The organism is Mycolicibacter sinensis (genome assembly GCF_001673565.1).
Taxonomy (GTDB): Bacteria; Actinomycetota; Actinomycetes; order Mycobacteriales; family Mycobacteriaceae; genus Mycobacterium; species Mycobacterium sinense_C.
Genome location: NZ_LZMF01000017.1, coordinates 80,653 through 98,785, shown reverse-complemented (window position 1 = coordinate 98,785; position 18,133 = coordinate 80,653). Strand labels below are relative to the sequence as shown.

The window sequence follows — 18,133 nt, the reverse complement described above, 5'->3', positions numbered from 1 at the left end:
CCGGTCCGATACTGGTGACCGGGGGGGGGGCTGCACTGTTCGTGGTCGGTGTGCTTGCCCTGGCGATCGCGCCGGCGGTAACGCGGGTGGCGGCGCCGGGGGCGGAACAGCGGCCTTGGGTGGCGGTGGCTGGTGAGTGACGACGTTGGCCCGCACGTCCGGCCCCTGGTGGTTGGCCGCCCGCATGCCCACCGCCAGCGCGATCGCCAGGGCCAGCACACCGACCACGAACAGTGCCGCCACCCCACCGGTCACCAGTATCGGTTTGCGTTCCCGCTGCTGGATCGCGGTGCTGAAGTCCAGCATGCGGGAGTCGACAAGCTCGGGCTGGTCGACGACGTCCTGGATGCCCGAGGGCAGGTAGCCGCTGTCGGCGAAGTCGGGAACCGCGCTGTAGGCCAGCGGCTCGATGTCCGAGGTGGCGTTGTAGTCCACTGCCCCGGGCGGGACGTAGGCGTAGCCGGCTTGGACCAGCCCTGGGCCCAGCGCCGGGTCCACTGCGCCGGTGCCGGGGTCCTGCGCCCAGGCCAGCGCCCGGGTGGACGAGTTGAACAGGGGGGCGTGTGCACTGGCCAGTGCAGCTCCTCGAGCCAGCGCCATGTCCGGTTCTTCGGGGGCGCTGACCGGCAGCGGGCTGGCCTTATCCAGCTCCGGCTTGATCATGGCGACGTTGACGCCGCCCGATCCGACCACGAACAGCCCGTCGGGACGCGACTCCAGGCGTTGGGCGCCGGCCGCCAGCTCGGTCAGCTCACCGACGGCGCTGGCGTCATCGCTCGACAGCGGCTGCCGGTAGATCTCGGCGATCGAGCCGTCGTCGGAGTTGACCACCGCAAGGGTGGCGGCCTCCGGCTCGACGAACAGCAGTGCCGTCCGGTTGTAGCGGGTCGCGCTGCCGACCGCCTGGGCCAGCGCCGCGGCGGCCAGGAACGCCGACACCAGCATCACGTTCTCGACCTTGTGGCTGACCAGGGCATCGCGCAGCGCGGCGGCCTCGGCGGGATGACTCCAGGTCACCCCGGTCGAGCTGAGCTGATAGCCGCCCTCGCGCGCACCCTCGCGGGTGCCCAGGATCGCCGAGACCACCCGCTCCGGGGCGCCCTCGTTACCGGCGCCGACGTCGAAGTCGTCATGCTCGACCGTCACCCCGTTGGCGGTTTCACCTTCCACCAACACCATGCGGACCGTCGAGGGTGCTACCGACACCCCGAGAACGATGTCCACCAATACCTCCACGCGCTGCTGATCGGCCAGTGATGAGGGCCAGACCCCCGCCAAGGCCAGCGGTACCGGCTTCATCCCGGCGGCGCGGCGGCCGTCGCATCCGAAGGGCTAACTGGACTGGATGAAGTTCTGGTACGAGCGGGACGGCGTCGGCCCGCGCTGGCCCTGATATTTCGACCCTACCCGCGTGCTGCCGTAAGGGTGCTCCGCCGGACTCGTCAGCCGCAGTAGGCACAGCTGGCCGATCTTCATCCCCGCCCACAACGTGATCGGCAGATTCGCCACGTTGGACAGCTCCAACGTGATGTGCCCGGAGAAGCCCGGGTCGATGAAACCCGCGGTCGAATGGGTCAACAATCCCAGCCGGCCCAGGCTCGATTTGCCCTCCAGCCGGCCGGCCAGATCGTCGGGCAGCGTGCAGCACTCCAGGGTGGAGCCCAGCACGAACTCGCCGGGATGCAGCACGAACGGCTCACCGGGATCGGGCTCGAACAGCGTCGTCAGTTCGTCCTGCTGTTTAGCCGGGTCGATGTGGGTGTAGCGGGTGTTGTTGAACACCCGGAACAGGCTGTCGAGGCGGACGTCCACGCTGGACGGCTGTACCAGGGCGTCATCGAAGGGGTCGATGCCCAGCCGGCCGGCGGCGATTTCGGCCCGCAGGTCGCGATCGGAGAGCAGCACCGCACGAGCGTATCCGCTGACCGCTTGGATGGGCCGTACCACGGGGCGCCGAGGGTGCGGTTTCATCCGCAACACGCCGCGTCCGGCCGATGAAGATGCACTCTCGCAGGCAGCGAGCGCCCAGATGCTAGCCTGCTAGCGCAGCAATGCCGATGTAGTTCAATGGCAGAACATCAGCTTCCCAAGCTGAATACGCGGGTTCGATTCCCGTCATCGGCTCCACGAGTACGTCGGGTTTTACCTCGGTGGATCCGCAGTCTGGTTGGCGGTCCAGTCGGGCCCGTTGCGGGCGGCCATACAGCTTGGTCCCGGCCGCTACTACGCCAGATCTTTTTCCATGAGCGTGAAGACCGGCTTCCGGAAGCTTGCGAGTCGGCGATTAAGTATCGAATCTCGCCAGTACTAGCTGCCACCATTCCCGCGTTCATAGACGATATGGTCGAGCGCCATGCTCGTCGCCTCTAAGCCGGAGCCAGCAGGATTTTCACAACCGCGTCCAGCTTCTCAAAGTAGATCTGGGATGACTGGGAGTCTCACGCCAGTCGGTGCCACTCGCCAGTGGCGTGCTGATAAAACTCGTTATATGTTAATGGCCGTAATTTGGTAGATAGGCAAACCCCAGCGAGAGGTTGTCACACGATGACGCTCCGTATCCCCCTGATCGCCGCGTCAATGCTTGCGGCCGGCGTGCTCGGCCTCGCACCCACCGCAGCTGCCGAGTCTGAGTGGACGATGCCCGACTTAGTAGGCAAGGACCTCCAAGGCGCGCAAGATTCAATTCAGTCATTGACCAACGATCAGGTCTGGTATTCCGGTTCGACGGACCTGACCGGCAAGGGCCGCAACCAGATTCTTGATCGGAACTGGTTGGTGTGCAGTTCGACTCCGCCTGCCGGTGCGACAATCACAGCCAGCACGCAGATCACGTTTGGCGTTGTACGTATGGATACGGAATCTTGCCCCTAGTCGGCGGAGCTTCCAAGTGGCGACGCGGGCCCAATAGCAACGCGTCTGCCGTGGTGACGAGATCAGACTGGAGGGATCCCCGATGACGAGCCCCGTGCCGCAATCAGGTTGGTACCCCGATCCGTCAGGTAACGGGGGCCAGCGATATTTCGATGGGAAGGCGTGGACGGAGCATTTCAGTCCGCCGCCGCCACCGCAGCCGTCGATCGTCATCAACAACACCAATACGGTCGGTGGTGGCGCGGTAATCGTGTCGAAGGGGCCAAATCATGCTCTGCACCTGGTCCTGACCTTGATCACATTCGGCCTATGGCTTCCGGTCTGGGTGCTCGTCGCAATTTTCAGCAGCGGCAGCCGAGTACAGGTGGCCGGTGCGGTTTCGGACGTCACGGAGTCCGTAGGCCAGGTGTCAGGGAAGGGGTGGCGGATCATCGCCGCAGTCCTAGGCGGGCTCGTGCTCCTAGGTCTTGTCAGCGAGCACCCGGTGCTGCTGGTTCCCGCGGCGATTATCGCCGCCTCAGGGTACTTCGGCTATCGCGAGTACCAGCGAACTATCGAACGCCGTGCGGACCACGCCAACCTCGCAGCCCGCGCAGACATGGAAAATCAGGCGGTGAACTCCGGAGACCCCACCGCCTTTTACGGTCAATATCCGCCGCCGCGTCTGCCGCCAATGCCACCACCGGTCAATCCCTAGGCGGGCGCGCCACCATCGAAAATTGATCTCGTTCGCGGACAAGACCGGAAGCATCTGCGGCACGGTATCGAACGAGACTGGGGCGCCACATCATCTCCAACACGATGATGAACGCGTTTGAATCCGGCCACAATGGGCGCTATGCGCCTGTTCCCCAAGCCGCACACCGCCCTCACCGACGCCGAGGTCGCCGACGCACTCGGTCGCGCGGTGGCGATCATCAACCCGCTGCTCGACCTGCTCGCGCAAGCGGATCCGATCGGCCTGCGCGACCGCACCCACCGCCTGCTCACCCCGCCCCGCGGTCTGATCCAGCGGATCCGCCGCCTACGGCTGAGGCGGCGCCGCCACGAGGCCGGCCGCGGTCCCAGCAACGCCGTCCGGGCCCGCAACGCCGGCGCGCAGTTGATGAACGCCGCCGACCTTCCGGGCACCGCCGCCTGGGAGCGGATGAGCCGCGACGAGCGCGTCCATTGGTGGGTGCACCGGGTCGGCGCGCTGAACACCCTGGTGGTGGCCTCACCGCGCGTCTTCGGCTGGCTGGCGCGGCTGCTGCCGGTCGACGAGCTGGCCGGATTCGTCAACCACGCCATCGTGCTGTGCGCGCTGGCCCGCGAGTACGGCGTCACCGACCGGCGCCAGCAGGTGCGGCTGCTCGCCGCGGTGCTGTGCCGGCGTGAGCTGCCCGAGAATGTCGACGTGCCGCCACCGCCCGAACCCGAGCCGCTCCCGCAACGCCGGGCGATCCCCCGGACTCTCTGGCGGCTGGCCGGGATCTTGCGGGCGACTTTCGAGGAGGCCGCCAAGCGGCCGCAGCCCAAGAAGCTCTACCAGCGGCTGAGTGTCCTGCCCGGGGTCGGGGCGATCGCCGGCTACTTCGGCGAGCGCGACGCGCTGTTCCGATCCGCTGCCGACGGCGTGGCCTGGCTCGACGCGCACACCGCCGGTTAGGACACCCGGATCCAGTCGACCAGCATCTCCGCCGGGTAGCTGCCCGCCCCGGGATCGCCCCCGCCGGACCCGGCGACGGCCAGATTCAACACCGAAAACACTTGGTAGCCGGGGTCATTGAACGGCCAGTCGGCGATCGAGTTCGCCGGAACGGTGAAGTAGGGCTGCGCGCCGTCGACGTAGTCGCGCCAGAACCGGATGCCCTCGTCATCCCAGCGGCATCGCCAGGTGTGCCAGGCGGTGTCCATGGCGATCTGGTGGGTGGCCCACTCGGCCCCGTTCGCCTTGGTGTGGACGGTGGTCGCCGACGGCCAGTTGCCGTTGCCGTACCACTCCAGCACGTCGATCTCGCCGCGATCGTCGTTGCCCATCCACCAGGCGGGCCAGGCGCCGGGGGTCAGGCAGTTGAGTTTGATGCGGACTTCCCAGGTGTGGCCGATGCCGCCGGTCCACCGGCTCTGGACCTTGCCGCTGTAGTAGGTGTTGCGGTCTTTGGCGGCGCGCAGCACCAGGTTGGACTTGCCGTCGAGGAACACGTTCTGGCGATCGTCGCGGTATTGCCCGACGTTCTCGGGCCGCTCCCAGAACGTCGGGTCCTTCATGGATTCGCGCGCCCGCGCCACCGTCCACTTCGCCGAATCGGGGGCCGACCCGGCGGGACCGTCGAACTCGTCACTGAATAGGTAGGTCTGGGCGGGGGCGGCGGGCAGCGGACCGGCCGGCGCCGGCTGCGCCCAGGCCTGCGGAACGCGCATCGCGGTGGCCAGCATCCCGACCCCGGTGCTCAGCATCAGGTTGCGGCGATTCATCTCGGGCACCTTCGCATGGTGCCACTGAATCCCCGCCGCCGTTAGAAGACCCGCACCCAGTCGATCAGCATGTCCGCCGGGTAGGACCCCTGACGAGCGTCGCCGCCCCCAGATCCGCCGACGGCCAGGTTCAGGATCGGGAACACCGTGTAGCCGGGGTCGTTGAACGGCCACTCCCGGCCGGGTTCTTCGATGTTCTCGATGCCCACAGCCGGGACGGAAAAGTAGGGCTCCATGCCCTCGGCGTAGTCCTGCCAGAAGTACATGCCGCTGGCGTTCCAGGTGACCCGCCAGTTGTGCCAGTTGCCGTCGACGGGAAACGCGAACGTTTCGAACGCGGTGCCATACGGGTTGGCGTGCACCGTGGTACCGGACGGCCACTCGCCGTTGCCGTACCACTCCATCATGTCGATTTCGCCTTCGCGGCCCGGGTCGTCGTTGGACAACCACCAGGCGGGCCAGGCGCCCGCGGTCTGGCAGTTCAGTTTGATCCGCGCTTCCCAGGTGGTGCCGAGGCCGCCGCGCCAGTTGCCGTGCACCAGGCCGCCGAAGTAGGTGTTGCCTTCCTGGGTGGCCCGGATGACGAGGTTGGACTTGCCGTCGAGGAAGACGTTCTTGCGACTGTCGCGGTACTGGTAGAAGTACTCCGGCCGATCCCAGCCGACCGGGCGGCGGATCGGAGTGCGGTGGTTGGAGATCGTCCACTTGGACGGGTCCGGGGCCGAACCGGCCGGGCCGTCGAATTCGTCATGCCAGATAAATCCGCCGGGCTTGGCCGCGGCCGGCGGTGCCGCGGGATCGGCCGGGGAGACCGGTTGCTGCGCCGGGTCGCCGGGCGCCCTGGGAGACGCCGGAATGGCTCTGGCCAGCGGATTCGGGGCGGCGGCGGCCAGCGCCCCGGCACCCAGCATCAACATGACGTGGCGGCGGTTCATCTCAGGCACGGTGGCAATGTAACCCACGCCGCAACGGTGTCAAACCAGGCGAGCCGCGCCCATCAGTGGGCTATCTCACTCGCCCGCGCCGGCACTGTCGTCGAGCACACCGACCGCAATCCCATAGGGCAAAAACCGTACTTTTCGTTTGGGATCGGGATTGCGCTGGCTGGCACGCAGGGCATCGATCTCGGTGGCGAACACCTGCTCGACCCGGGCCGCGCCGTCGTCGCCGACCGTGTAGATGGCCCACACCCCATCGCCGGTCTCGCCGGTGGTCGGCGGCCCAGAACGCGCCGCGTGAGCCAGGTCGGCGAACAGCGCGCCCCAACCGGCGCGGTTTCCGGCGGAGCCGAACGTTCCGGAGAAGCGGTCGAACGCCGCGCGCAGCCCCTCACCCGCCTCGCGGAGCACCCGGTCCAAGTCCTCGGCATCGAATCCGAACGCACCCTCATCGCTCATGGCTCGCTCCTATCTGCCTCGGTGGCCACACCCCAGTGTGCCTGCCGCAGGCAGGGCCCGGCCAGCATCGGCCGGGCGGCTAGTTCTCCGGAACGGTGATCGGGATCGGTATCGGCACCAGCGGGATGCGCAGGTACTCCGTGGTCATCGGCACCGTCGTGGTCGGCGGCACCGTGGTGGTCGGCGGCGCCGTGGTAGTCGGGGGTGCGGTGGTGGTCGTCGTCGGTGGCGCCGTTGTCGTCGTGGTGCTCGGCGGCGCGGTGGTGGTCGTGGTGGGCGGCGCCGTCGTGGTGGTGGTGACCGGCGCCTCGGTGGTGGTCACCGGCGGCGGCGCCGGGGTGGTGGCCACCGGCGGCGGCGGAGGTGCGGGCGTGCTGGGCGCCGGCGGCGGCGGCAACGCGCTGGACGACGGCACCGGCGGCACGACGGCGCTGGTCTCCGGCTGCACCGGCGCTTCGTCCTGCGAGGTGCGGGCCAGGTTGAACAGGGCGCCGGCGACGGCGATCAGCGCCACCAGGATGCCGATACCGAGCGCGTAGCGCGGCCACTGCGACGGGTGCCGACGGGCCGGCACCGGCGCCGAGGGCGGTGCCGCGACGGGGCGGCGGCCGGTGCCCGGCGCCGGGTCGTAGAAGTCGTCGACGTAGGGCACCGGTTCGGCGCTGGCGCTGCCGTCCTCCTGCGACCAGGCCAGGGCGTCCACCACGGAACCGGAGGCGGGGCCGGACGTCACCGTCGGCGCCATCTCGGTTGCTCCGATTGCGTCGGCTTCCCGGGTGACCTCGTCGTCCTGCGGGTCATACATATGCGGCATACCTTGGATCGACAACGGCTGGGGATTGCCCCACGATAGGGGCACGGCGCGGTGTGCCGCCACCGCCGAGACCACAGGTTTATACAACTGTTAGCGGCAGTGACCTGCGGGGCCGGAACTGGAAGTTCGCCCCGCCACTGACCTTGGTCACCATCACCTCGGGCAGCTCGGATGCCGCGGTGTCGGTCCCGGTCAGCCGGGCGGTCCACTCGGTGTCCGACCCGTCGACCGTCACCCGCAGGTGCGGGTTGACCGCGGTCGCGATGGCCTGCAGCGGATTGACCTCGGTCGGCGAACACAGCGCGAGCCAGGCGCCGTCATCGTGTGCGGGCGAGTGGCGCACCGCGATCCGGCCCTCGCCGATCTCGGCGCACACGTAGCCGACCGGATTGAGCAGCGGGTGCAACTCGAAGGTGCGCAGCGCCCCGTCGATGTCCTCGGAGAGCCGCAGGGCGTTTTTGATGCGCATCGCGCCCAGCCCGGCCAGCCCGGTGAGCTGGCGCCGGCCCACCGAGGCGGCCAGTTCGTCGGTTGCGGCGCGGGCACGCACCGCCAGCGCGAAGGACAGGTACAGCAGGTGCATCTGCAGGCACACCTCGTCGGCCAGCCGGACCAGCGCCGAGTGCGAGAACGCGGTGAAGTCGACGTCGGACAGCAGTGGCCCGGTGTAGTCGGCCAGACCGTCGTCGGTGCGGTCGATGTCCGCGAGTTCCCAAGTGGCGGCCCGTGTTTGACTGACCAGCTCCAGGGCCGGGATCGGCTGGGCCGGCGGGTAGGACTCGTCGATGATGACGGTCCAGCAGCAGTGCGGTTGGCGGTCCGACGGGGTGCGCGGCGGCCGGTGCACGGGGCGGCACTGCGCCTTGACATTGGTGGCCACCGCGGTGGCGTCGAACGTCGGGTCCTCGATGGTGTGACACATGCCGAAGACGTAGTCGTCACCCATCGGCTCCACGTCGAGCAGCGCACCGCAGCTGGCCAGCTCGAACTCGCCGTGCCAGCGGTCGTGGACGGTGAAGCGGAAGTCCATGAACTGCGGCGGTGAGCCGATGTCGAACTGGATGCCCTTGAAGATGGTCGGCACGTCGTCGCCGACGAAGTTCAGCGCCCGCTGCATCCGCCGGGTGTAGATCGGACTGGAGCCCGCCCACTCCTCGATGGCGATCTGCAACATCTCCTCGCGGCCGAATTCCTGGATGCACCATGCCATCCCGGAGCGGTCGATCATGTGCCCGATCAGCAGCAGCTCGGGTACCAGCACGGCCAACTCGTCGCGCGACAGCGACGCATATCTGGATTCGGTCACAGAGGAAAAATAGACCGGTCTATGTTATAAAGTCAACAATGGTTATTTCCGCAGGTCCCAGCCCCACTCGGCGAACCAGCGCGCCCCGCAAGCGCGGCGACGACACGCGCGCCCGGATCATCGACGAGACGGTGCGCTGCATCCTGGAGGAGGGCTTCGGCGCGGCGAACGCCAAGCACGTCGCCGAACGGGCCGGGGTGACCTGGGGTGTCATCCAGTACCACTTCGGCGACCGCAACGGCCTGCTGATGGCCGTGGTCGACGACGGCGTGGCCCGGTTGTTGGACAGCCTCTCAGCGGTCGAGGTCGGCGAACTGGAACTGCGCCAGCGCATCGAGGCCGTCGTCGACACCGCCTGGCGCTGCTACGCCAGCCCCACCTCGCTGGCCGCGTTCGAGATCCTGCGGGCCACCCGCGGCAGCCTCGGCGAGCAGTCCCACGAGCACCTGTTGCAGATGAACGACGCGATCAACCGACTGGGCAGGCTGGTATCTGATGACCCGGCGGACTCCGGTGTGGCCGAGGTGATTTGGGCATCGCTACGGGGAATCATATTGGCGCAGATGATCGTCGGCGGTGCCTTCGACTGGCAGGCCGAGCGGCGGACGTTGATCGAGATGGTCAGCCACTACTTGGAACGCGACCGCGGCTGACCCGGGCGCCTATTGCGCGATGGCCATCACCGCGCCGGGGCGCAGCCACTGAATGACCTGCACCAGCTTGGCGTCGTCGATGGCGACGCAGCCCGCGGTCGGGCCGCCGTCGGTGGTGTGAAAGAAGAACGCCGCCCCGTCGCCCGGGGTGCGCGCGGTGTTGACGCCCATCACCACCGCGTGCTTGTACTGCGGGATCTGAAGGTTCTCGCTCGCACTGGTATCGAACGCGCACTGCGCCTTTTTGCAGACCTGCATGGTGTTGAAGGTGGGGCTGTGGTCGTCGCCGTCCCACCAGTGGTCCGGGCCGACCTGGACATATTGCAGTCCCCCACCGGGATTCGGTGCGGTGCCGAACGCGTACGGCAGTGTGAAGACGCCCATCGGCGTCGCCGGGTAGCCACTCTTGGCCTTCTGCGCCATCCCGGCCGAGCCGACGAAGGTGGGAATTCCCGCGGCCACCGGCTGCCAACCCGTCGCGCTGCGCTGGTAAACGTCCATCTTGGCGTTTGAACCACCAACTCCGACAACGGATATCACCTGGCTGGCATTGCCGACCGACCGGGCGAACCACGGAGTGACATCGGCTTGGGCTCCCGGCGAAGCGCCGAGCGTCGTACCGGCGGCGCATACCGCAGCGCACAACAAGCTCAGCAGTCGGCGCATGGACTCATGATCGGTGCAGACCGGGGTCCGGTCAAACACCGCTCACGGCGTGCCGGGGCTTTAGGGTTCCGCGCGCCGCTGCAGCTGCTCGACCGGCGTCTCGTCCTTGAGCAGGCCCCGCGACGACAGATAACCGCGGAAGTACTCCCGGTGCTCGGGACAGGTCAGCCAGACCTTGCGCCGTTCGGGGGTGTGCAGCTTCGGGTTGTTCCACAGCATGCCGAAGGTCGCCGCGGCGCTGCAGCCCTTGCGCGAGCAGACGAGCTCCCCTACCGGGTCGGGTTCACAACTGGTCATCAAGATCATCCTGCGGCGCGGACGTGGACCGGTCAACCTGCCACGGTGTCAGCAGCATCGCCCAGAGCGCCAGATAGGCCCAGCCCAGCGCCCAGCCGGCCAGCACATCGGAGGGATGGTGCACGTTGAGCGCCACCCGGGCGATCCCGACCGCGGCGACCACCAGCACGCCGGCACACACCGCAGCCACCCGGGCCCGGCGTCGCAGCAACGGCAGCGTCAGGGCCAGCAGTGCGCCGACCGCGACCATCACGCCCAGTGCGTGGCCGGAGGGAAACGACGACGACGATGCCGTGGCCAACGCGGTACCCGGACGGGGCCGGTCGACCGAACCCTTGGCCACGACGGTGAGCAGCCAGCTCATCTCGACGGTCACCAGCAGAAACAGCGCCGGCCGCAACCGGCGGCGCGCCAGCGCGACCACCGACGCCACCATGGCCAGCACCCGGAACACCGCCGGCGCGAAGACCGTGGACAACCCGTCCCAGAACCGTACCCAGCCCCGATGCTTGATCCCGATGTCGTAGCTCGTGTCCAGCGCGGCGGCGTCGACGGTGGCCAGCCAACCCCAATGCTGCCAATAGCCCACCAGCATCAGCACATACACCGCCGCGGCCGCCAGCACCGAGACCAGCACGGTCGCACGCACGCTCGACGGCGTCATAAGGCCTCGTCGCGGCGAGCACCGGTGCCCCGCAGGTCCGGCCACGGCGGGCGGCGCAGCACCGCCAGCGACGCGATCACCGCCGACAACAGACCGGTGAGCACCCCCACCAACGCGATCCGGTCCGCATCGACGGCGGGCACCCACTTGGCCCGGTCACCGCGGATCACCACCACGCCCAGCGGCGTGGCGGTCATCCCGGAATCGCCCGCGGCCTTCACGCGGGCGGCGGTGATGACTGTGGCGCCGTCGGGGGTCTGGTGCGGTTCGCCGTAGACCAGGCTTCCGGCGGAGTCGGTGAACAGGCGGTCGAGCGGTTCCGAACGTTTCATGGCGGGCGTCCCTTCTCCTGACTCCTACCATGATCGCGTGGCCGATCCTTCCTTCACCGCTCAGGAGCGTCAAGCCGTGTACCGGGTGATCGCCGAACGCCGCGATATGCGCCGGTTCGTTCCCGGCAGCACCGTCGAGCCCGACGTCCTGGCGCGCCTGCTGGCCGCGGCCCACGCCGCACCGAGTGTGGGGCTCATGCAGCCGTGGCGATTCGTCCGGATCACCGACGAGGGCCTGCGGCATCGCATCCACGCGCTGGTCGACGAGGAGCGCCATCGCACCGCCCGCGCGCTCGGGCGGCGCGAACAGGAGTTCCTGGCGCTCAAGGTGGAAGGCATCCGCGACTGCGCCGAGCTGTTGGTGGTGGCGTTGCGCGAGGGCAGGCAGGCGCACATCTTCGGTCGCCGTACCTTGCCGCAGATGGATCTGGCGTCGGTGTCGTGCGCGATCCAGAACCTGTGGCTGGCCGCCCGCGCCGAGGGACTGGGCATGGGATGGGTGTCCTTGTTCGAACCGCAGCCGCTGGCGGCGCTATTGGGTATGCCCGCCGACGCCGAGCCGGTGGCGATCTTGTGCCTGGGCCCGGTGCCGGAGTTTCCGGACCGGCCGGCGCTGGAACTCGATGACTGGGCCTATCGGAAACCCTTGAGCGAGTTCGTCTCCGAGAACAGCTGGGAGCGTTCGTGAGATACGATGACGAAGCCGCCGCGGTGCGGCAGGTCTGGTCCAGTCTCGGGCTGCCGGGGATCATCGACGTGCACACGCATTTCATGCCGAAGCCGGTGATGGACAAGGTATGGAACTACTTCGACTCGGCCGGCCCGATGGTGGGACGCAGCTGGCCGATCACTTACCGCACCGAGGAGTCCGATCGGGTCGCCACGCTGCGGGCGTTTGGGATCCGGCGATTCACCTCGCTGGTCTACCCGCACAAACCGGCGATGGCCGCCTGGCTGAACCAGTGGTCGGCCGAATTCGCCCGGGAGACACCGGATTGCCTGGCTACCGCGACGTTCTATCCCGAGCCGGGCGCGGCCGACTACGTGGCTGCGGCGATCGGGTCAGGCGCCCAGGTCTTCAAGGCGCACATCCAGGTCGGCGACTACGATCCGAACGACCCGATGCTCGAAGGGGTTTGGGGCGCACTCGAGGACGCCGGCATTCCGGTCGTCGTCCACTGCGGCTCCGGACCGCAGCCCGGACGCTTCACCGGTCCCGAACCGATTCGGCGGCTGCTGCGCCGTCACCCGCGGCTGGCCCTGATCGTCGCGCATATGGGCATGCCGGAGTACGGCGAGTTCCTCGACATCTGCCTGAATTCGGCTGCCGTGTACCTGGACACCACGATGGCGTTCACCGCGTTCGTTGACGAGATGATGCCCTTTCCGGCCGGTGAAGAGCCGCGACTGCGCGCCGCGGGCGAGCGGATCCTGTTCGGCAGCGACTTTCCGAACATCCCGTACGGCTACTGCGACGCGCTGAACGCCATCGCCGCAGTTCCCGGCGTCGACGACGCCTGGCTGCGGGGCGTTCTGCACGACAACGCGGCGCGGCTGTTCGCCATCGGGCTACCATCGGATTGACGGTGCCCCGCGCCACTACGGGGGCGATCTCATCCGAGAAAGGCCGGCGACCGTGAGTTCTGACGTGACCCCGCTGACGCCGCCCATCCCGGTCCCCGACATTCCGGGCGAGGACGCCGGCGCCCACGGCCTGCCGGATCGCAGCGAGTTGTCGTTGCGGGACAAGCTGATCGTCGACGCCTCGGCGTGGGCGGACATCGGCTTGCGCACCGCGGTCGCGTCCATGGTCGCGGCGGCGATGGTCCCCTCGGTGCTGACGACCGCGGTCGGGCGCGACCAGTCGCGCCGGGAACGGGAACGGCTGGCGTTCTACGCCGAGCTGGCCGCCGAGCGCGACCCGGCCCGCTCGTTTCCCGCCCCCACAGCGCTGCCCAGAATCTCCTCGCGGCGGGCCAATCCGCTCGCTGAACGGGTGGCGCGTGGCGTGGTGGAAAACGTGGCGTTCCACAGCAGTTTCGAGGCGGTCAACCCCGCCATGCGGGATTCCTGGAATGGCTTGGCCCTGAACAACACCGCCCGGTTCCAGCACTGGCGGCACGAGGACGGGCCCCGGCCGACACTGTGCGTCATCCATGGGTTCATGGGGTCGGCCTACCTGTTCAACGGCCTGTTCTTCGCGCTGCCCTGGTTCTACCGGTCCGGCTACGACGTCGTGTTGTACACCCTGCCCTTCCACGGTCGGCGCGCCGAAAAGTATTCGCCCTTCAGCGGATACGGCATCTTCTCGCACGGCATGTCGGGATTCGCCGAGGCGATGGCCCAAGCCGTGCACGACTTCCGTTCGGTGGTCGACTATCTGGAGTTCACCGGTGTCGACCGCATCGCGTTGACCGGCCTGTCGCTGGGCGGCTACACCAGCGCGCTGCTGGCCGCCGTCGAACCCCGACTGCAGGCGGTGATCCCGAATGTTCCGGTGGTCTCGGTGGACGCCGAGATCAGGGACTGGTTCCCGGCCAACATGGTGCTACAGGCCGGGCAACTGCTGGGCCGGGTCGATCACGACGACTTCACCTCCGCCACGGCGTATCACTCCCCGCTGAACTACCCGCCACTGGTGGCCAAGGACCGGCGGCTGATCATCACCGGTCTGGGCGATCGGCTGGCGCCGCCGGAGCAGTCCGAAATGCTGTGGCAGCACTGGGATCGCTGCGCGCTGCACTGGTTCCCGGGCAACCACATACTGCACGTCAGCCAGCCGACCTACCTACGCCGGATGACCGCATTCCTGCGCGGGTACATGTTTTAGCCCGATCGGCTAACGCGCGGCGATACCGGCCGCCGCGACCGGCCAGCGCAGTCCGGCGAGGTCATCGTCTGACAGCGCGGTGTGGCCGTCGAGACGGCTTCCCGACAGCGGGTGCAAGCCCAGCAGCGCGTCGCGGTGATTGCCCTGCTCGGGCACCAGGCCGGCCAGCGGTGCCGCGCCGTCGGGGGCCGACCCGGTGCGCAGGGCGCACGCCGCAGCGACGCTCAGTTGACCGCCGTCGTCGGCGAATTCCACTGCCGTCCAGGTCTCCCCAGCGTTCGCAGCGCGGATCCGGCTCAGCGTGTCCGTCAGCGCCGCGTCGATAGCGACCTGGTAGGCGGCGACGTGGTCGCCCGAGCCGTCGACCACCGAGCGCCAGGTTTCCCGGGCACCCGCGTCGAGCAGCGCGGGCACCTCGTCGGCGGCGACCAGAGCGGTATCCCAGCCGAGCTCCCGCAGATGGTCGGCGAGGCGCCGGACAGCGATGTCAGCGGTCCGCTGCAGCGGGATCTGCGACGAACGGGCTTGCAGCGCAGCCAGATTCGGCGCGGCAGAATAGGTCAGGCCGATCCAGGTGTCGGAGGCGGCCATACCGCCGTCCGGCCGGGTACCGCGGCTGGTGATGCGCACCGCGTCGGCTCGCAGGCCGTAGCGGTTCAGGTAGCCGGCGATCAGCGACAGCGGCAACGCATCCCCGGCCGCCGAGGCCGAGATCCGCAGCGCCGACGTGGCCCGGGCACCGGAGACCGATCGCCGGTCGGTGTGCGCGCCGCGCCGCGAGCGCGTCATGGCGAGCCGGCGGCGGACGATGGTGGTCAGATGCAGGCCATGCCACCAGCTCAGCAGCAGGATCGCGACGGCGACGGCCACGCCGAGCACCCAGCGGTCCCGGGTGGTCGGCCACGGGTAGGCCAGCAACGCTGGCACGACGGCCAGCAGCACCAGGGTGATCCGGGCGGGCCCGGGCCGGGGAATGGTGGAACGGAGCGGGCTCACAGCTGGTTTTCCTTTCGTCGGCGGGCGGCCGCCGCGGCGCCGACGGCGACGACGAGTCCGGCCAGCAGCGCGGTTCCGGCGAAGGCCACGATCCGCGGCGCCGGGTTCTCGGGTTGTGGGGCCGGCGGTGGCGAGAGTTTCTTCGACGGGGGGTTGGCCGGATCGGCGGCCGGCGCCAGTTCCCAGGTCAGCGCGGCTACCGCGTCGACGGCCCCGGCGCCCACCAGGCCCGACGGGGCACGGGCGCCGTTGTGGGCGGTGGAGACGATCCGGTGGGCCGCCTGCATGGCATTGAGGTCGGGGTAGCGGCTACGCACCAGCGCGGCCACCCCCGCGACGTAGCCGGCGGCGTAACCGGTGCCGGTCAGCGGTACCAATCGGCCCTGGTTGCCGGGCAGTCCGTTGGCCAGACCACCGTCGTCGCGGTTGCTGACCGAAACGATGCCTTCACCGGGTGCGGCGACACCCACCCACGGCCCGGCCATGGTGAATGCCGACGGCTGCCCGGTCGGGGACAGCGATGCCACCGACAGCACATAGGGATGCCACCACGATGGCACCGACAGCGAGGTGACGCCCGTCCAGTTGCGCGGGTCGTGCGGCCGGCTGAGGTCGGTGAGCGGATTGGATTCGCACGCCTCACTGCCGCCCCCGACCGAGCCGGTCTGCCCGCTGTCGCCGGCGGCGGCCACGATCAGCGCGTCCTTTTCCACCGCCGCGTAGCGCAGCGCCGCGCCCAGCGCGGTCTGGTCGACGTCGCGGTCAGCCGGCAGGCAGGTCGTGGTGGAGATGGTGATGACCCGCGCGCCCAGGTCGGCGGCGCGCACGATGGCCCGCGACAGGGCGGTGATGTCGGTGACCACGCGGGTGGTGCGGGGGTCGTCCCCGGCCAGCCGCGGCGAAATCGTCGCCGAGGCGGTGCGCAGTGACAGCAGGCGCGCCGCCGGGGCCACCCCGATGAAACCGTCCTGGCCGTCCGGCGCGGGCTGGCCCGCGATGATCCCGGCGACCAGCGTTCCGTGCCCGTCGCAGTCGGTCAGCCCGTCGGTGGTGCCCATATAGTCGCCGCCCGGGTCCACCGCCGGCAGCCGCGGACCCGGCCGCACGCCGGTGTCGATGACGGCCACGGTCTGGCCCTCGCCGCGGGAGAACTGCCATGCGGTGGGCAGGTCGAGCATCCGCTGCCCGCCGGTCGGGCCGCTGAGGTCGCTGCCGGGCAGCAAACCCGAACTCGCGCACTCGGCGCGCTGCTCCATCGCGGCGACGGGCCCGGGCGCCCCGTTGGGCGGCGGCACCGTCGGGTCGATCTTGGGCGGGGTGATCGCCAGCGCCGGTGCACTGGTCAGCAGCGCGATCAGCGCCGCGATCCCGGCCCCGCGGACCGCACGTCCCCGCCGGATGTCGGCCAACGTCATCGAGACAGAACCCAGGCGAAGATGCCCACCAAGTAGGCCATGACCGGGATCAGGGTGGCGTCCACGCCGGAGGCCAGGAAGCCCACCAACCGCCGCACCGGCAGCGAGTAGCTGTCCGGCGACGCAACGGTCGGGCTCAGGGCGACCACCGCCCACACCGCCACCAGCGCGGCCAGCACCAGCACCGCACCGAAGGCGGCCGGGTAGCGGCCCGTCGCGGCGTAGCAGACCAGCAGCACGACGGCGGTCAGGTGCGGCTGGGCCAGCAGCCAGGCCTTGCACCACGCCGAATCCCACACCCGGGCGCGCAGCACCGAGGCCACCCCGATACCGGCGACCACGTACCACGCCCACCCCGAAAGACCCTCGGGCCGGGTGGCGATCGCCACCGAGCCGAGCACGGCCAGCAACACGGCGCCGGCGATGAAACCGGTCTGGTGGGCGTCGGTGACGCGAACGCGGCGCGGCAGGTCTTCGAGCACGCTTTGCGGCAGCGCCGACGGGGTCGGGTCACCCGGCGCCGGGATCACCGGCAGCGGCAGTCGCGCCCACAACGCCGAGACCTGCGGAGCGGCAACGGTGAGCAGCAGCGACGCGGTGATCAGCCCGCAGCCGAGGCTGAGCGCCGGCAGCTCCCAGAAGGTCCTGACGGCGGCGGCAGCCAGCACCCCCACCCCGGCGACCACCGCGGCGGTGAAGAAGGCGATCCCGCGCTCGCCGCGCCCAGCCGGCGGCAGAATCAGGCAGATCAACGACCACGCGCTCACCGCGGCCGCGCCCAGCACCAGGTGCGCCGGGCTGAACACGCCGGGCACCGCCAGGATGCCTGCGGCAGCGACCGGTACCAACGCCGCGATCGCCAGGGTCAGCCCCGCGTCGGCCGAACGCGTCCGGGTCGCCAGCGCCGCCACGATGGTGACCAGCGCGACGGCAGCCACCGCGAACAGGCCGGCCGGTTCGCCGGTGAGGGCGCGATGCGCGGTGGCCAGCCCGGTGGCCGCGAGGATCAGCCCCACCCCGGCCGCCAGCGTGGCACGCTGAATGTGCTGCGCTCCCCAAGGCTTACGCCGCGATGCCGAGAAGATGACGGCGGCGTCGGCGATGTCTTCGACGATGCCGGGCGCCGCCGGTCCGACCGGCACCGGCCGCAGCGCCAGCAGGTCGCCGTCGACCACGCCGACCGTGTCCAGGCTGGCGTCCAGGCTGAACGGGGCACCGCCGACCGGCGCCAGGCTCAGGCGGGTCGTCGCGCCGTCGCCGGGTTCGGTGTCATCGCCGGCGTCTGGGGCCACCAGACGTTGCACGGCGGGCAGGATTTCGCGCAGCGGCAACTCCGCGGGCACGGCGATCTCGGTCAGCCGACTGTCGGCCAGCACCGCGATGCGCACGATCGGCATGACGGCGCTGGTCAGCACCGGGGCTTCGGTCATGGGTG

At 69.4% G+C, this 18,133-nt stretch carries 21 protein-coding genes and 1 tRNA gene; 8 read left to right on the top strand and 14 right to left on the bottom strand.

Translation table 11 applies throughout. From position 1 onward, the window contains the following. Together A5648_RS03060 and dcd are read right to left on the bottom strand one after the other, a co-directional pair. On the bottom strand, window positions 1-1,224 hold a 1,224-nt coding region (locus A5648_RS03060; protein WP_131810511.1), incomplete at its 3' end, for a DUF7159 family protein. Window positions 1,225-1,332: 108 nt separating this feature from the next. Beyond that, the gene (gene dcd / locus A5648_RS03055) at window positions 1,333-1,905 is read right to left on the bottom strand and encodes a dCTP deaminase (RefSeq protein ID WP_065023140.1); all 573 of its coding nucleotides are present in this window, start codon (window positions 1,903-1,905) and stop codon (window positions 1,333-1,335) included. 148 nt (window positions 1,906-2,053) lie between these two features. Here dcd and A5648_RS03050 point away from each other — a divergent pair. The 4 genes from A5648_RS03050 (at window position 2,054) to A5648_RS03035 (ending at window position 4,519) form a co-directional block, all read left to right on the top strand. Beyond that, window positions 2,054-2,127: transfer RNA gene (locus A5648_RS03050), tRNA-Gly, on the top strand. Window positions 2,128-2,544: 417 nt separating this feature from the next. Further along, window positions 2,545-2,871, top strand: a complete 327-nt coding sequence (locus A5648_RS03045; RefSeq protein WP_065023130.1) for a PASTA domain-containing protein — start codon at window positions 2,545-2,547, stop codon at window positions 2,869-2,871. Between the two features lie 82 nt (window positions 2,872-2,953). Beyond that, window positions 2,954-3,568, top strand: a complete 615-nt coding sequence (locus A5648_RS24300) for a DUF2510 domain-containing protein (protein WP_065023129.1) — start codon at window positions 2,954-2,956, stop codon at window positions 3,566-3,568. Between the two features lie 141 nt (window positions 3,569-3,709). After that, on the top strand, window positions 3,710-4,519 hold the full coding sequence (locus A5648_RS03035) for a hypothetical protein (protein ID WP_065023128.1): 810 nt from the start codon (window positions 3,710-3,712) through the stop codon (window positions 4,517-4,519). Here the strand turns inward: A5648_RS03035 and A5648_RS03030 are convergent. From A5648_RS03030 to A5648_RS03010, 5 genes are all read right to left on the bottom strand, one after another. Beyond that, window positions 4,516-5,328 carry a glycoside hydrolase family 16 protein gene (locus A5648_RS03030; RefSeq protein WP_428844302.1) on the bottom strand — a complete coding sequence of 271 codons (813 nt, stop codon included), beginning with the start codon at window positions 5,326-5,328 and terminating at the stop codon, window positions 4,516-4,518. The genes A5648_RS03035 and A5648_RS03030 overlap by 4 nt on opposite strands. A 41-nt stretch (window positions 5,329-5,369) precedes the next feature. Next, on the bottom strand, window positions 5,370-6,263 hold the full coding sequence (locus A5648_RS03025) for a glycoside hydrolase family 16 protein (RefSeq protein ID WP_065023139.1): 894 nt from the start codon (window positions 6,261-6,263) through the stop codon (window positions 5,370-5,372). A 75-nt stretch (window positions 6,264-6,338) separates the two neighbouring features. Then, entirely contained in the window at window positions 6,339-6,725 is a 387-nt protein-coding gene (locus A5648_RS03020) for a hypothetical protein (protein ID WP_065023126.1), read from the bottom strand. A gap of 79 nt (window positions 6,726-6,804) precedes the next feature. After that, window positions 6,805-7,530: a hypothetical protein gene (locus A5648_RS23900; protein WP_065023125.1), complete on the bottom strand. Its 726-nt coding sequence runs from the start codon at window positions 7,528-7,530 to the stop codon at window positions 6,805-6,807. Window positions 7,531-7,618: 88 nt separating this feature from the next. Then, window positions 7,619-8,845, bottom strand: a complete 1,227-nt coding sequence (locus A5648_RS03010; protein WP_065023124.1) for a hypothetical protein — start codon at window positions 8,843-8,845, stop codon at window positions 7,619-7,621. 38 nt (window positions 8,846-8,883) lie between these two features. On the opposite strand from A5648_RS03010, the gene A5648_RS03005 reads away from it, so the two are divergent. Continuing rightward, on the top strand, window positions 8,884-9,498 hold the full coding sequence (locus tag A5648_RS03005) for a TetR/AcrR family transcriptional regulator (RefSeq protein WP_065023123.1): 615 nt from the start codon (window positions 8,884-8,886) through the stop codon (window positions 9,496-9,498). Between the two features lie 9 nt (window positions 9,499-9,507). Here the strand turns inward: A5648_RS03005 and A5648_RS03000 are convergent, their stop codons facing one another. From A5648_RS03000 to A5648_RS02985, 4 genes are read right to left on the bottom strand one after another with little or no spacing between them, the layout of a single operon-like run. Then, a complete protein-coding gene (locus A5648_RS03000; RefSeq protein ID WP_065023122.1) occupies window positions 9,508-10,164 on the bottom strand; it encodes a L,D-transpeptidase family protein in 657 nt (218 codons plus the stop codon). Between the two features lie 60 nt (window positions 10,165-10,224). Beyond that, window positions 10,225-10,461: a hypothetical protein gene (locus A5648_RS02995; RefSeq protein ID WP_064857082.1), complete on the bottom strand. Its 237-nt coding sequence runs from the start codon at window positions 10,459-10,461 to the stop codon at window positions 10,225-10,227. Further along, on the bottom strand, window positions 10,448-11,125 hold the full coding sequence (locus A5648_RS02990; RefSeq protein ID WP_065023121.1) for a phosphatase PAP2 family protein: 678 nt from the start codon (window positions 11,123-11,125) through the stop codon (window positions 10,448-10,450). The genes A5648_RS02995 and A5648_RS02990 overlap by 14 nt, the downstream gene beginning before the upstream one ends. Further along, entirely contained in the window at window positions 11,122-11,457 is a 336-nt protein-coding gene (locus tag A5648_RS02985; RefSeq protein WP_065023120.1) for a hypothetical protein, read from the bottom strand. The genes A5648_RS02990 and A5648_RS02985 overlap by 4 nt, the downstream gene beginning before the upstream one ends. A 37-nt stretch (window positions 11,458-11,494) precedes the next feature. Between A5648_RS02985 and bluB the strand changes: the two genes are divergently transcribed. The 3 genes from bluB to A5648_RS02970 are packed head-to-tail and all read left to right on the top strand — an operon-like array spanning window position 11,495 to window position 14,287. Further along, complete coding sequence (gene bluB / locus A5648_RS02980) at window positions 11,495-12,145, top strand: 5,6-dimethylbenzimidazole synthase (RefSeq protein WP_267887779.1); 651 nt, start codon at window positions 11,495-11,497, stop codon at window positions 12,143-12,145. Continuing rightward, on the top strand, window positions 12,142-13,041 hold the full coding sequence (locus A5648_RS02975) for an amidohydrolase family protein (RefSeq protein ID WP_065023119.1): 900 nt from the start codon (window positions 12,142-12,144) through the stop codon (window positions 13,039-13,041). The genes bluB and A5648_RS02975 overlap by 4 nt, the downstream gene beginning before the upstream one ends. A 52-nt stretch (window positions 13,042-13,093) precedes the next feature. Then, a complete protein-coding gene (locus A5648_RS02970; RefSeq protein ID WP_065023118.1) occupies window positions 13,094-14,287 on the top strand; it encodes an alpha/beta hydrolase family protein in 1,194 nt (397 codons plus the stop codon). A gap of 9 nt (window positions 14,288-14,296) precedes the next feature. Here A5648_RS02970 and eccE read toward each other — a convergent pair whose 3' ends face one another. Genes eccE through eccD form a run of 3 tightly spaced genes read right to left on the bottom strand, consistent with a single transcriptional unit; the run spans window position 14,297 to window position 18,128 of the window. Then, window positions 14,297-15,283, bottom strand: a complete 987-nt coding sequence (gene eccE, locus A5648_RS02965; RefSeq protein WP_065023117.1) for a type VII secretion protein EccE — start codon at window positions 15,281-15,283, stop codon at window positions 14,297-14,299. Continuing rightward, on the bottom strand, window positions 15,280-16,698 hold the full coding sequence (gene mycP / locus A5648_RS02960; protein ID WP_065023116.1) for a type VII secretion-associated serine protease mycosin: 1,419 nt from the start codon (window positions 16,696-16,698) through the stop codon (window positions 15,280-15,282). Before mycP ends, eccE begins: the two co-directional genes overlap by 4 nt. Then, complete coding sequence (gene eccD / locus A5648_RS02955) at window positions 16,695-18,128, bottom strand: type VII secretion integral membrane protein EccD (protein WP_275080635.1); 1,434 nt, start codon at window positions 18,126-18,128, stop codon at window positions 16,695-16,697. Before eccD ends, mycP begins: the two co-directional genes overlap by 4 nt. Window positions 18,129-18,133: the final 5 nt, after the last annotated feature.

Coding starts and splice junctions, on each gene's coding strand:
- A5648_RS03045 (WP_065023130.1), top strand. CDS start 2,545: ATGACGCTCCGTATCCCCCTGATCGCCGCGTCAATGCTTGCGGCCGGC.
- A5648_RS24300 (WP_065023129.1), top strand. CDS start 2,954: ATGACGAGCCCCGTGCCGCAATCAGGTTGGTACCCCGATCCGTCAGGT.
- A5648_RS03035 (WP_065023128.1), top strand. CDS start 3,710: ATGCGCCTGTTCCCCAAGCCGCACACCGCCCTCACCGACGCCGAGGTC.
- A5648_RS03030 (WP_428844302.1), bottom strand. CDS start 5,328: ATGAATCGCCGCAACCTGATGCTGAGCACCGGGGTCGGGATGCTGGCC.
- A5648_RS03025 (WP_065023139.1), bottom strand. CDS start 6,263: ATGAACCGCCGCCACGTCATGTTGATGCTGGGTGCCGGGGCGCTGGCC.
- A5648_RS03020 (WP_065023126.1), bottom strand. CDS start 6,725: ATGAGCGATGAGGGTGCGTTCGGATTCGATGCCGAGGACTTGGACCGG.
- A5648_RS23900 (WP_065023125.1), bottom strand. CDS start 7,530: ATGTATGACCCGCAGGACGACGAGGTCACCCGGGAAGCCGACGCAATC.
- A5648_RS03005 (WP_065023123.1), top strand. CDS start 8,884: ATGGTTATTTCCGCAGGTCCCAGCCCCACTCGGCGAACCAGCGCGCCC.
- A5648_RS03000 (WP_065023122.1), bottom strand. CDS start 10,164: ATGCGCCGACTGCTGAGCTTGTTGTGCGCTGCGGTATGCGCCGCCGGT.
- A5648_RS02995 (WP_064857082.1), bottom strand. CDS start 10,461: ATGACCAGTTGTGAACCCGACCCGGTAGGGGAGCTCGTCTGCTCGCGC.
- A5648_RS02990 (WP_065023121.1), bottom strand. CDS start 11,125: ATGACGCCGTCGAGCGTGCGTGCGACCGTGCTGGTCTCGGTGCTGGCG.
- A5648_RS02985 (WP_065023120.1), bottom strand. CDS start 11,457: ATGAAACGTTCGGAACCGCTCGACCGCCTGTTCACCGACTCCGCCGGA.
- mycP (WP_065023116.1), bottom strand. CDS start 16,698: ATGACGTTGGCCGACATCCGGCGGGGACGTGCGGTCCGCGGGGCCGGG.
- eccD (WP_275080635.1), bottom strand. CDS start 18,128: ATGACCGAAGCCCCGGTGCTGACCAGCGCCGTCATGCCGATCGTGCGC.